This window comes from Vulcanisaeta sp. JCM 14467, from assembly GCF_001316245.1.
In the GTDB taxonomy this organism is placed as follows: Archaea; Thermoproteota; Thermoprotei; order Thermoproteales; family Thermocladiaceae; genus Vulcanisaeta.
In genome coordinates this window covers 1-11,870 of record NZ_BBDM01000003.1, presented here as the reverse complement: position 1 = coordinate 11,870, position 11,870 = coordinate 1, and the positions used below count along the sequence as shown (strand labels likewise).

General features: G+C 50.3%; 19 protein-coding genes and 3 pseudogenes. 3 read left to right on the top strand and 19 right to left on the bottom strand.

What is annotated here, in order from left to right:
• Positions 1 to 82: 82 nt before the first annotated feature.
• The 6 genes and pseudogenes from JCM14467_RS15530 to JCM14467_RS15510 form a co-directional block, all read right to left on the bottom strand.
• Positions 83 to 553 carry a hypothetical protein gene (locus JCM14467_RS15530; RefSeq protein WP_252900632.1) on the bottom strand — a complete coding sequence of 157 codons (471 nt, stop codon included), beginning with the start codon at positions 551 to 553 and terminating at the stop codon, positions 83 to 85.
• Positions 523 to 1,271, bottom strand: a pseudogene (locus tag JCM14467_RS15525) (hypothetical protein). The gene JCM14467_RS15530 and the pseudogene JCM14467_RS15525 overlap by 31 nt, the downstream one beginning before the upstream one ends.
• Before the next feature lie 145 nt (positions 1,272 to 1,416).
• Complete coding sequence (locus JCM14467_RS15520; RefSeq protein WP_252900631.1) at positions 1,417 to 2,850, bottom strand: transketolase C-terminal domain-containing protein; 1,434 nt, start codon at positions 2,848 to 2,850, stop codon at positions 1,417 to 1,419.
• On the bottom strand, positions 2,784 to 3,125 hold the full coding sequence (locus JCM14467_RS03770) for a hypothetical protein (RefSeq protein WP_054849220.1): 342 nt from the start codon (positions 3,123 to 3,125) through the stop codon (positions 2,784 to 2,786). The genes JCM14467_RS15520 and JCM14467_RS03770 overlap by 67 nt, the downstream gene beginning before the upstream one ends.
• Before the next feature lie 103 nt (positions 3,126 to 3,228).
• Entirely contained in the window at positions 3,229 to 3,750 is a 522-nt protein-coding gene (locus JCM14467_RS15515; protein ID WP_252900750.1) for a hypothetical protein, read from the bottom strand.
• Positions 3,671 to 4,054, bottom strand: coding sequence for a GHMP family kinase ATP-binding protein (locus tag JCM14467_RS15510; protein WP_252900630.1), 384 nt, complete (start codon positions 4,052 to 4,054; stop codon positions 3,671 to 3,673). The genes JCM14467_RS15515 and JCM14467_RS15510 overlap by 80 nt, the downstream gene beginning before the upstream one ends.
• Positions 4,055 to 4,117: 63 nt before the next feature.
• Here JCM14467_RS15510 and JCM14467_RS19345 point away from each other — a divergent pair, with 63 nt between their 5' ends.
• Together JCM14467_RS19345 and JCM14467_RS03760 are read left to right on the top strand one after the other, a co-directional pair.
• Entirely contained in the window at positions 4,118 to 4,252 is a 135-nt protein-coding gene (locus JCM14467_RS19345; protein ID WP_256359202.1) for a hypothetical protein, read from the top strand.
• The gene (locus JCM14467_RS03760; RefSeq protein ID WP_252900629.1) at positions 4,240 to 4,743 is read left to right on the top strand and encodes a type I 3-dehydroquinate dehydratase; all 504 of its coding nucleotides are present in this window, start codon (positions 4,240 to 4,242) and stop codon (positions 4,741 to 4,743) included. Before JCM14467_RS19345 ends, JCM14467_RS03760 begins: the two co-directional genes overlap by 13 nt.
• Before the next feature lie 74 nt (positions 4,744 to 4,817).
• Here the strand turns inward: JCM14467_RS03760 and JCM14467_RS03755 are convergent, their stop codons facing one another.
• The 13 genes and pseudogenes from JCM14467_RS03755 to JCM14467_RS03710 all read right to left on the bottom strand — a co-directional run bounded on the left by JCM14467_RS03755 (position 4,818) and on the right by JCM14467_RS03710 (position 11,601).
• Positions 4,818 to 5,213 carry a hypothetical protein gene (locus JCM14467_RS03755; RefSeq protein ID WP_054849219.1) on the bottom strand — a complete coding sequence of 132 codons (396 nt, stop codon included), beginning with the start codon at positions 5,211 to 5,213 and terminating at the stop codon, positions 4,818 to 4,820.
• Between the two features lie 50 nt (positions 5,214 to 5,263).
• Positions 5,264 to 5,620, bottom strand: a complete 357-nt coding sequence (locus JCM14467_RS03750; RefSeq protein ID WP_252900628.1) for a shikimate dehydrogenase family protein — start codon at positions 5,618 to 5,620, stop codon at positions 5,264 to 5,266.
• Positions 5,602 to 6,648, bottom strand: coding sequence for a 3-dehydroquinate synthase (gene aroB / locus JCM14467_RS03745; protein WP_054849217.1), 1,047 nt, complete (start codon positions 6,646 to 6,648; stop codon positions 5,602 to 5,604). The genes JCM14467_RS03750 and aroB overlap by 19 nt, the downstream gene beginning before the upstream one ends.
• Positions 6,645 to 7,639 (bottom strand): annotated as a pseudogene (aroF, locus tag JCM14467_RS19790) (3-deoxy-7-phosphoheptulonate synthase). The gene aroB and the pseudogene aroF overlap by 4 nt, the downstream one beginning before the upstream one ends.
• Before the next feature lie 48 nt (positions 7,640 to 7,687).
• The gene (locus JCM14467_RS03735; RefSeq protein ID WP_054849216.1) at positions 7,688 to 8,275 is read right to left on the bottom strand and encodes a prephenate dehydrogenase/arogenate dehydrogenase family protein; all 588 of its coding nucleotides are present in this window, start codon (positions 8,273 to 8,275) and stop codon (positions 7,688 to 7,690) included.
• Complete coding sequence (locus JCM14467_RS03730) at positions 8,272 to 8,613, bottom strand: chorismate mutase (RefSeq protein ID WP_252900749.1); 342 nt, start codon at positions 8,611 to 8,613, stop codon at positions 8,272 to 8,274. Before JCM14467_RS03730 ends, JCM14467_RS03735 begins: the two co-directional genes overlap by 4 nt.
• 117 nt (positions 8,614 to 8,730) lie before the next feature.
• The gene (locus JCM14467_RS03725; protein WP_054849214.1) at positions 8,731 to 9,075 is read right to left on the bottom strand and encodes a hypothetical protein; all 345 of its coding nucleotides are present in this window, start codon (positions 9,073 to 9,075) and stop codon (positions 8,731 to 8,733) included.
• Positions 9,072 to 9,197 (bottom strand): hypothetical protein, encoded by a 126-nt coding sequence (locus JCM14467_RS19340; RefSeq protein ID WP_256359201.1) that lies wholly within the window; start codon positions 9,195 to 9,197, stop codon positions 9,072 to 9,074. Before JCM14467_RS19340 ends, JCM14467_RS03725 begins: the two co-directional genes overlap by 4 nt.
• 11 nt (positions 9,198 to 9,208) lie before the next feature.
• A complete protein-coding gene (locus JCM14467_RS15500; protein ID WP_252900626.1) occupies positions 9,209 to 9,385 on the bottom strand; it encodes a hypothetical protein in 177 nt (58 codons plus the stop codon).
• Positions 9,382 to 9,543: a hypothetical protein gene (locus JCM14467_RS15495; protein ID WP_252900625.1), complete on the bottom strand. Its 162-nt coding sequence runs from the start codon at positions 9,541 to 9,543 to the stop codon at positions 9,382 to 9,384. The genes JCM14467_RS15500 and JCM14467_RS15495 overlap by 4 nt, the downstream gene beginning before the upstream one ends.
• On the bottom strand, positions 9,536 to 9,865 hold the full coding sequence (locus tag JCM14467_RS03720) for an AAA family ATPase (protein WP_054849213.1): 330 nt from the start codon (positions 9,863 to 9,865) through the stop codon (positions 9,536 to 9,538). The genes JCM14467_RS15495 and JCM14467_RS03720 overlap by 8 nt, the downstream gene beginning before the upstream one ends.
• A gap of 43 nt (positions 9,866 to 9,908) precedes the next feature.
• Positions 9,909 to 11,008, bottom strand: a pseudogene (gene aroC / locus JCM14467_RS03715) (chorismate synthase).
• A 326-nt stretch (positions 11,009 to 11,334) separates the two neighbouring features.
• A complete protein-coding gene (locus JCM14467_RS03710; protein WP_252900624.1) occupies positions 11,335 to 11,601 on the bottom strand; it encodes a hypothetical protein in 267 nt (88 codons plus the stop codon).
• Between the two features lie 88 nt (positions 11,602 to 11,689).
• Here JCM14467_RS03710 and JCM14467_RS03705 point away from each other — a divergent pair.
• The coding region (locus JCM14467_RS03705) for a hypothetical protein (RefSeq protein WP_252900623.1) at positions 11,690 to 11,870 on the top strand (181 nt) is incomplete at its 3' end.

Here is an 11,870-nt window from a genome sequence, read left to right as displayed (position 1 = left end):
AAAAAAGGTTTGTATGAATTCTTAAGGAATTATAATTAAGAATTTCGTTAACAGTAGAAAACCCAGTTAACGTACACAGTAATTATGATGAATTAAGCATCTTAATCTCAGCACCAAGTCTCTCCAGGTCCCAGATAAAGGTTGGCCAGGACTTATTAACGCCCTCCCAGTTAATGATCGTGATCGGTTCCCTAGCCGCCAACGCACCGATTACACTCATCATCACGATCCTATGGTCATTCAAGGCATCAATCTCGCAACCACCCCTAACCTCACTGGTGCCCTCTATCTCAATAATCCCATTTGACTCATCAACACTCACGCCAGCGCCGAGACACCTTAGGACCGCAGCAATGCCCCTAAGCCTATTACTCTCCTTATAAGCCAGGTGCTCCACACCCGTAATCCTCGACCTACCACTAGCCCTAGCCAGTAATAGGACCAGCGGCATTACGATATCTGGCGAGTCACTTAGGTCTGCGTTTAATGGCTTGAGCTCTTTAATGGATGAGCCATTAACAATTACGGAGTCCTCAAGCTCCTTAATCTCCACACCAACCTCCCTGGTATACTTAATGAAGCGTACTCACTCTCTATGGCTTTGTCCCTATGCAAATTCGTTATTCTCAGATCCACGCCCACCAGCACTGAGAGTGTGATGTAGTACGCTGCCAATGAGTAGTCGCCGGGTATTATGAACTCCTCACCAACAGCCCTAAACTCCTGGGACCCACCCACGTAGATCGAGTCATCACTCCTCTCAACACTTATCCCGAAATCCCTGAGAACACTTATTGTTGCGTCTATGTATGGTCGTGACTTAACAGGCGGCTTTATACTCACCTCAATACCTCCCTCAGTCAGCGGCGCCAGGTATAGGAGGCTGATATGTATTGGGAACTCACCGAGCCGCTTATCATCACGTAACCACCGACCAACCTGCCACCCACGATCCTCACCATGCTACCTAACCTATCAACCCTGGCGTTCAGGTTTCTCAGTGCGTTTATTAATTCGTCAATGGGCCTACCAATAAGCGAACCCCTCGGCATTAGCAACGTCACTCCATCAATCCCTGAGTAAACACCAGTGAGCGTCCTAAACGTGAATCCACTCTCACCAACATCAATAACCCTAAACCTATCAAGGCCAACCCCACGCCTAACCCTCACATAATCACCCCTGATTTCAATCTCTGAAATGGGCTTGACACCCCTAATCATGGACCAGGTATCATCGCCCCAATTCAACTTCCTAAGGGTTACCCACACCCTAGATAGGGCTGAGGCAAGAAGGTACCTAAGTTAGGGCCTTGGATGGTGGAGCCTCAACAATGTTATCCCGAGCCCTAAATCCATTAATGACTAGCCTACTCATTCATCATCATTATCGTAATTAGATAAAAAGCTTTATGGCCTATGAATTAACGAGCTTTAGCGCCGCATCCATTATAGACTCCTCATCAAGCCCATAAAACCTAAGCAGCTCCTCCTCAGACCTACCCCAATGCCCATAACCATCAACACCCAGTATCCTAACCCTTGCAAAACCACTAACGAGCTCCGCAATTGCAGAGCCAAGGCCACCCCTTGGTGAGTGTTCCTCAACAACGACTATGTTGCCAACCCTACGGGCAATCCTAACAACGGCATCCCTATTAAGCGGCTTTATCGTTGGCACGTTGTAGACACCCATCTTAATGCCCATCTTCCTAAGCTCCAGGGCAGCCCTCACGGCGTTATGCAGCACGGGCCCGTAGCCCATGACAATCACGTCATCGCCATCAACCAACTCGTAAACCTCCCCAATCCTGAACTCGTAGTCCAGGTCCATGGTTATTGGTGGCGAGTAATCACGGCCGATCCTCACGTAGACGGGCCCATTATACTCAATGACCTTGGGTATCACCCTCTCCACATCCCACGCGTCCGCTGGCGCCACGACAACCATGTTACTGAGTGTCCTCATTAGGGCCACGTCCTCCAGGGCCTGGTGGCTCGGTCCATCAGCGAAGTCGCTAAGCCCTGCGTGGGTTGCGATGAGCTTTACGTTTAGGTTCATCCTGCCCAGGGAATTCCTTATCTGCTCCCAACCCCTCATCATGAACATTGCATAGGCCATTGCCACCGGCACGTAGCCGCCGAGAGCGAGACCAACGGCAACGCCGATTAGGTCCTGCTCAGAAATGCCCACGTTGAAGTACCTATTTGGGAATCTCTCGCCGAAGTACCTAGCCCTAGTGGACTCGCCAACGTCTGCCGTTACAACGACCAGTCTGTCATTATCCTCACCAAGCCTTGCCAATGTCGTGCCAAGGGCTTCCCTCATCGAGAATTGTGGCCTCGGCGGTGAGTTTAGGGTCTGCTTATGGGTATTCTCCAGGTTCTTAATGCCCCTGCCCCTCACCGTGCTTAGGAATATGACCGTCGGTCTACCCTTGACTTCACGAGCCTTACTAATTAGCCTAATTATGTCCTCATAGTCATGCCCATTTCCGTAGAGCACATTCCAACCAATGGCCTCGAAAACCCTCGCGTAGTTAATGGGCTTAATCGTGCTTGATGGACCATCCAGTTGGTAACCATTTAGGCTCACTATGGCTACTAGGTTGTCAAGGCCGTACTTAACCGCCGTCATCGCAGCCTCCCAGGCCTGGCCCTCATTCAACTCACCATCACCCATTAAGACATAAACGACACCATCACCACAGCCCCTAACCCTACTGGCCAGGGCAAGCCCAACACCCATGCTTAGGCCCTGCCCGAGCGAACCAGTCGTGGCGTCTATGTAGGGTAGGTCCAGGTTATCGGCGTGGGTCGATATGCTTGAGGATAATTGGTTAATCTCCATGAGCTATCCACGGGTATCAAGCCCTCAACAGCCAGTATCGCGTATAGTGCGGGCGCCACGTGACCAATACTCAGTATAAACCAATCCCTGCAATCACCATTGCTCCTCCTCATGACCCTAATGAGGACATTGATGATGTCTAAAGCCGCCAGTGACGAGCCCAGGTGTATGTATGGGAACTCCCTATCCAACTTAATCAGCAATTCCCTAGCCCTGTCCCTAACCTCAACAAGCCTATCCACGTCAATGGAAACCTTCGCTCCATCAATTACCATTGGAATTCCTGATATTCCATACGGAGCTGCAGGCGTTTAACAAATATTTAAGGATTATCCTAGCCTATATTATCTATATTCTCAATACGTAACACATAGAAAATCACGACAATAAGTACCTAGTACCAACTAGCCTAGTGACTAGGTAGTAACCCCAGGTACTCCTTATATAATCTATAAATGGACCCTCATCACCTGGCTTAAAGACCGCGTATATTGATGGGCCATTACCACTAACCCCAGACGCCAATGCCCCAAGCCTCATGGCGGCGCCTATGGTCTCTAAAGCCCTGTGATAACCCAGGGATTCGGCAACGAGTATTCCATTTATTGTTGCCACCCTCCATAAATCGCCGTTAAGTGCTATGCTGAATAACTCCCTGTAAATCCCTGACAGGCCCCTCAACCTATCGATGCCCTGTAAGTTCTTCCTATTGCCATAGCCCGTTATGACCACGGTCAGTGGTTCTATGTTCAATTGCCTAATAACCCTTAACGACTTATTATCCGTGAATACCACGCCACCCAGTATTGCCGCCGACGCATCATCGAATGCGCCGGTTATTGATGAGCCATGGGCTAGTAACCTCAGCCGCCAGCCTAGCCGACTCCAGCGGATCAACATCACCTCCCCTGAGTAGGCTTAACACGGCGTGGATCACACCCACTGCTACGGCACTATTACTCTTCAAACCACTGCCCTGGGGAACCTCACTATCAACCTCAACACAGATTTCATAATCAAAATTAAACCTGCCCCTTAGGTAATTAATGACGAATCTTATAAAATCACCCATTTCACAGAAGCCCTCCCTAGCCCTAACCCTTACCTTAAGGTCTATAGCCGCTGCGCCGCCTAGCCATGCAGGTACTGCATTCACTATAGATATGCCTCCATAGGTTATGTATTCACCGTACACCAAGCCCATGATCTATTTAGTATTAATTTATAGAAACAATGTTTTTAAAGTTCTAAGTATTAATACCTAGTAATGTCTACATGGGACAAACTACTGATGAGCAAACCCACGCTCGTATGCGCCATGCCATTGAGGAAGCCATCATTTTACTACCTACCCACATCCTGCGAGGCCGTGGAACTTAGGTTGATTACATGGAGAACCTAGCCCTGACGCGGGAGGTTAAGAAGGTCATTGAGGATTACGCATCCCACTACCCAACAATCGTCACAGTTAGGGAGCGCGGTGAGGGTGGTAACCGCAACGTTAGTCCCGAGGTTAAGTACGGCATCTTAGAGTTCGGTAAAAGCGTTGGTGCAGTGCCTGACGTAGAGGTTGATTTATTGATCAAGTACCCGGACGTGTATGGTGACATTGCCGAGGGATCGATACTGTCAAGACACGTGTTTAGTAAGGACGTGAATGCTTACGAACTTGCCCTAAGGGATCTCGATGTTGCGAGGAGGTTTAAGGCACTCGTGTATAAGGTATTCTCGATAAATGATGATGACTTCCTAAACCTACTCAGGCTAATCGGTATTGGTGATGTTCACGTGGCGGTGATACCGAGGAACCCAGCCTATAGGGCTGTGTCCATAATCCTGGGCTCAGCCTCATGTACTGCTCAGTGCGTGGCAGGACAGGGCCTGGGCAGCTGAGCATTGGCATGTGTAATAAGATTAAGTTACTTAAGAGTTCGTTATCATTGCTCAATAGGGAGTAAGGAGTTAAATCAATCCTTCACGCAACTTCCCAAGCACATCTCGCCAGGTCGGTGACTCAAAGGTCCAAGCCAAATCCTATCAGCCTCAATTGCCTGCCTAACCAGTATCTCAAGACCATCTATGAAGGGCACGGATTCCTCCATGGCATGCCTAGTGAGACTCGTAACACCACCTGGCTTATATGCCAGGTCCAGCACAAGCCCTGCCCCAACGTCTCTAGGTCTAATTGGGAATTCCTCGCCGACACCCAGTGGTGTTGCATTAATTAGTAATTGAACCTTAAGGCCAACATCTCGCTGAATACCGAGTGCCGTGCAATCAATTTTCCAGGAATTAATCAATGAGCATAGCTCACGACCGTGCTCCACCGTCCTATTCATGACGTAGACCCTACCACAGCCCAAGTCCCTAAGGGCTAGCGCTACCGCCCTGGCAACACCACCAGCGCCAATGATTAGGCATCACCACCCGAGTAACCACGCTCACTTAGGGCTTGCTTAATTGCCAGGTAATCAGTGTTGTAGCCAATCAACTCACCGTCCCTATTAACCACCGTATTCACACTACCAAGCTCCTTTGCCGGGCCAACGACCTCATCTATTAAATTGGCTATCGCGACCTTGTGCGGTATGGTCACGTTAAACCCACTTAGGGAGTCCCTGGCAAACTCCACGAAGTGACCCAACCTACCTGGTGATACCCTAAGCGGCACGTAGACTGCGTCAATCCTCAGCGCCCTAAATACGTAGTTGTGTATGTTTGGTGACAGTGTGTAATTGAGTGGGTAGCCAATCACGGCATAGACCTGCATTCCTCAATCACCAACCTAACTAACTCCCCAACACCCACCTTGACAAGGCTCCATTTACCCACATCAGTAACCACGGGTAGTTTAATGAAGTCACCACTCCTCTTCTTATCCCTAACCATGGCATTAACAAGGCCATTAACATCAATATCAACCTTATTGATTAAGTCAAACTTGGATAGGGCACTCAATAATATGTCAGGCACGTCCCTTGGCGTATAGCCAAGCCGAACACCAATACGTGACTCACAAATCATTCCCAGGGCCACGGCCTTACCATGGCTAACTGAGAAATTCGTCACAGCCTCAATGGCGTGGCCAACCGTGTGTCCATAGTTAAGCACGGCCCTGACCCCAGCCCTATCCAACTCATCAGCCTTGACAATCTCTGCCTTATCCCTCAACGACCTGTAAATCACCTCCTCAAGGATTACTCGGTCCTTACTCAATAACTCACCTGAGCGATTAATTACCTGGTCGAGTAAGTCCTTATCCAATGTTACGCCGTACTTAATGACCTCGGCAAACCCATCAATGTAATTGGGCGTGGGTAATGATTCGAGGAAGGATAGGTCGACAATCACATACCTGGGCTGCCTAATGACCCCAATTATGTTCTTAAGACCCAGGGCATTAACCCCGGTCTTACCGCCGAGGGATGCATCGACCATGGATAGCATGGTTGTTGGCGCATTGACATAATCAACACCTCTGAGGTATATCGACGCCGAGAAACCAACGACATCAAGGACGCTACCACCGCCAACCCCTATGAATAAGCCGTCTCTGTCGATACCGAGCTCATGGGCGCTCCTGACAATACTTAGCGCAGACTCAATACTCTTACCTTCCTCACCATCAACCACTGGAACCACGGGGCACTTCGTGCGAACTTTATCTACTATGCTCCTCGATACGAAGGCCACGCAGCCCGTGTAATTCCCCAAGACGCCCTCTATTGCCGCGCTGTGATCAACATTTATCAATACCCTGACCTCCCCATCGCGCGATTTATACGTGAACTCCCTCATAACGACCTACCAATCGCCCTAGCCACCTCCCTACCCTTAACCATCAACTCCCTAAACATGTCAAAGGTCAACTGCTGCTCAGCATCGGAAAGCGCCTCCCAGGGCCTTGGGTGAACCTCCACAAGTAGCATGTCGGCTCCAGCGGCTATTGCAGCCAGGGCCAGCGGTATCACCAGGTCCCTCCTACCTGCCGGGTGCGATGGATCAACGCAGATTGGTAGGTGCGTCAACTTCTTGGCAACGACAACGGCACCAAGGTCCAGGGTAAACCTGGTAGCATGCTCGAACGTCCTAATACCCCTCTCGCAAAGCACCACGTCCCCATTGCCCTCCAGTAGTATGTACTCAGCCGCCTGAAGCCACTCCTCAACCGTATTACCAAGGCCACGCTTGAGAAGCACGGGCTTGCCCGCCCTACCAACCTCCTTAAGTAGGTCGAAGTTTTGGGCATTCCTAGCACCTACCTGGAGCATGTCCACGTACTCAGCCACCGTCCTGACCATCCTCGTATCCATAACCTCCGAAACCACGGGCAAACCAACCTCATCTCCAACCCTCCTAAGTATCCTGAGCCCCTCAACGCCAAGCCCCTGGAAGCTGTATGGGCTAGTCCTAGGCTTAAAGGCACCACCCCTGAGCAATTTGGCCCCGGCTCCTTAACGGCTATTGCCGTATCCCTAACCTGCTCATAACTCTCCACGGCGCAGGGACCAGCCGCAACCACAACCTCACCGCCGCCAATCCTAACGCCATCAACATCAACGATCGTCCTATCTCTCCAGGCATTACTGACCAATTGGTACTTGGCCTTAACCTCAATAATCACAGCGTTTGGATCTATGGACTTAATGGCCCTATCATCAACCTTAGCGTCCGGCCAGGTGACTATTACGTCCTCACCATAAATCCTAACAATGTTGAACCTAGCCCCAGTCTTATCCAGCATGCTCGCTATGTCGTCAACCCTATCCCTAGACGCCCTGATTATCATTACCCACCACCCCGATACTACCCATCTCGAGCTCCCTAACAACCTCCTTTAATAAATCACCCAACTCACTAACCACAGCCCTCGAGTATGGGTTAAGCCTAAACAACTCACCACTGACCTCGGGCTGCTCAAGAACCCTCTCCAGGCCCTTAGCGTGTACCTAAGGCTGTGGGTAGCCAGTGGCGTGTCTAGGCCGATGCCAGCCCTCCTCATCGCCTTATAAAGCGTTAGCAACAGTACGTGGTGAATAACCTGGACATAAGCCATCAACCTATCATGCTCCTCAGGGCTCTCCAGAACCACGACATTGAAGCCCGCACTTGCAAAGAGCTCCCTGGCAATACCGAACCTATTACCGCTAGACCTGGACGGTATTAGGACCACGGTCTCACCAATCGGATTACTCAACTCCCCAAAGAGTGGGTGGATACTGACATAGTGAAAGCCAGACCTCAGGGACTCGTCCTCAATAAGCCTGAACATGGGCGTCTTAACGGAGAAGGCGTCCATGACGACGGAACCCCTAAACCTGCCTGAGTACCTACTTATTAGGTCCAGGGCTTCCTGTGTCGGCCTCATGGTTAATATGACAACGTCATTAGGAATCAAATCCTCACTGTGCCTCTGGATAGTCACGCTCGCCACCCTACCAAGGCCCTTGCCAATGTCCTACCAACCCTGCCACTACCAATTATCGTCACGCCAATGTCCAGCTTACCCGTTAATTGAGCCCCGGTAGACGCCCTAATCACCGCCTGGGCAATATCAACGGCCGTCTCAACGTCAACTCCGAACCTGCCAAGCCCCTCAACCCACCTGGCAATAACCTCCCTCTCCCTATCCCTATCCACGATCGGCATGCCAAGGCTCCTCTTAACCCTACCAATCTCAGCAGCAAGCCTAACACGCTCACCAATCAACCTAATCAACTCCTCATCAACAGAATCAATACCACGCCTCAACTCACTCAACATAACAACCACCAACGAACCAGCAATCACTACCCATAACTACACCAACACGCCAATGGTTTTTTACGAAGAACCTCACGAGTCTAGATATTCCATAGAGGTCCCAAGGCTATTAAGAGACTATATTTTTAAACATTTTCCGCCACTACTTACAGCATTAACGAAACACCTAAACCCAACCACGGCATCCCTCATTAACCTATCCGGCAATACATACCTATCACCCTCCCTAATGAATAATGAGTAGTCAAGCAACGCCTTAATCAAGGAGTCAACAATTGAATTATTCAATTCCCTACCCTCCAGGGCCTCAAGGGACCTCTTAATATCTGACCAACGACAACCATTCATGCAGGTCTCGAGGATCCTCACGTACCTACCCTCCGCAAGGTGCCTACCCTCACCAATGAAGTTACATACCTCCCTGCGAATTAAATTAACGGCCTCCCTCCTGGTCTCCCTCAACGCCTCGTCAAAGCCAGTCCTAAGGCCCTATAGCCGAAGTAGGTGAGCCAGCCCGGGTTACCACAAAGCTCCTCGTAAACCCGCTCGGCCACGCCAGGGTCGAGGTTAATGCCATGCTCCATGAAACCGCGCCTTAGGAATTCAATGGCCTGCTCCCTGGTGAAGGCTTGAGCGTTATGTCGATGTATGCTCTACCGAAGAGTGGCGACTCAGTATCATTCAACTTCAGAAATCTAGTGAACACCCTAAACTCAGACCCAGTTATGATGAGCGTCGTATTCCTAAGGTTGTCATAGGCGTAGGCAATCACGGGCAGTACGTTGAAGCCCTAGCCTTAACAAGCTCCTGGGCCTCATCAAAGACGATAATCGCCCTAAGACCCTCATCACCAGCCCACTCATCGATCGAGTCAAGCACATCAGCAAACATAACCCTGTCCTTACCCCAGGAGAGGCTAACCCTAGCCACTAATGCTAACTCCCCTGATCCTCGATAATATGCTCAGCAACCTCCTCGACCTAGACCTGGCGTTTATAGCATCCTCAAGCGCCTTGACAAAGTCCCTGTAACTCACGTAGCCGCTCTCCTCGAACCTCCTGAGGTCAATGTAGAAGTAGTTATTGGGCGCATACTCATTGAGCACGGCCTTAATCAGTGATGACTTACCAACCCTCCTCAGGCCAAAGACGATGATTAAAGGCTCGTTGAGGCTATCCCTAAGTCTCCTAACCTCATCATCCCTATCAAACAGGTCCTTAAGACTCTCCTTAATACGTATGTCAAATAGCAAGTTACCCCCACCTAACCAGATTACCCCCTCCCAACATTTTAAATTATCTCTTGACAACCCTCGGTATCAACCCAGCCCTCATTGCGTGGTCCACGAGGACTATCGCCGTCATAGCCTCCGCAGCCAGTATGGCCTTTGGCGCCGTCGATACGTCGTAACGCCCCTTGAAGGTTATGGTCGTCTCAACCATCCTCTCCAGGTCCACAGTCCTTTGGGCCTTCCTAATGCTCGGTGTCGGCTTAAAGGCCACCCTAAACCTGATTGGCTCGCCAATGCTCATGCCACCCAGGGTACCGCCGACCCTATTGGTCTCGAGTCTCGGCCTACCTCCCTAAGCACTATCTGGTCATTAGTCTCACTACCCCTCATCCTAGCTAGCCTAAACCCAAGCCCAAACTCCACACCAACGGCGCTGGGTATTGACATGACCGCCTTTGCCAGGTCAGCCTTCAACTTATCGAAGACAGGCTCACCAAGCCCCGGTGGGACCTCCGTAGTGAGCACCTCGCCAACCCCACCCACGCTGTCGCCCTCCTTAACCGCACTCACCAATACGTCTATGGCCTTTCTCATCGCCTCATCATCGACTATTGGCAGGGGCTTCTCCCAGGACTTAACCACATCCTCAAAGGTATAGTCCTCCCTAGAAATGGCAACACCACCAAGCTCCACAAGGTGGCTAGCCACGTCCACGTTAATCGTCTGCCTAAGCACCGCCTTAGCAATGGCACCAGCCACTATCCTAGCCACAGTCTCCCTACCACTAGCCCTACCACCACCCCTATGGTCATAGAACCTACCAAACTTAAGGTAATAAGCCAGGTCAGCATGGCCGGGCCTAGGCCTCATCCAAAGCTCCATGTAGTAATCCGAGACAGCCCTCCTATTCCAAACAACAACCGCTATCGGCGTACCCTCAGTAAACCCATCCTTAACGCCAGAAAGTATTTGAAACTCCTCATCCTCACACCTAGGGTTGAGGACAGGCAGGTGGCAGAACCGCCTCCTCTCGAGCTCCCTCCTAATCACAGACTCATCAAGGGCTATGCCAGCGGGAACACCATCAACCACAACACCAATGGCAGGCCCATGGGACTCCCCAAAGGTAACGACCCTAAACAAACGCCCAAAGACACTACCCATCAAAACAAGGCAGTATTTAGCCTATATAAACATTCAGGAGAGACGCAAGGAAACGATAAACATGAGCAAATAAACAATAAACCCACAGCACAAAACCTCTTCATACTAAATAGCTAAAATGTATCTTCAAATATAAGACATACTATTTAGTTAACATGTCTGCAATGTTAACTAAGTAAAAAGAGACCAGGGGAATAAACGTAGAGCCGGCAATCTAGCGGAACTCCGTGATCGAACACCACCGTGAAGTAAGTCTATGGATGGCCAAGGACTACTTGGAATACGACCGTCGACGAAGAGGCGCGGAGGTAGGCGGGCCAAATACCCTAACGCAGTAACTCGACCACAAACCTTAAAGTCCTACTAAGCGTTAATTCCCTCTCACCCATTTCACCACCGCACACGTACCTTACCCTTACGGTCTTTAGTTCCTCGCTCGTTATGATGTACGTCACATGGTACCTTGGCCTTAGTAAGTCAGTGCTCAGGGCCCTTACCTGCTTGGTGACCTCAACATCATTGTTAAGCACCTCGATGTGGTAGTCGCCAAGGCACTCCATGCTTAGGGCTGCTGCGTAAATCGGATATATCAACCTCGAGGACTCTCGGTGGAGGATGATGCTAACTGGTCCTGAAGCACGGTCAGTGCCTTATTAATTGTTTTGAGAGTTCTATGTTGGTATGTTTAGTGCTCAAGATGAGGCTATGGAATTTTGCACGGAGCTATTAAGGAGGAACCACTTCTGCATGGGCGTGAAGAGGGGTAAGAAGTACGTCTGCGGTGGTGAAGCCAATGAGGGTGCCGTGAGCGAGACCGTTGAGTTGTTAAGTGAAGCGATCGAGCGAATACGGCGCTGGCGTG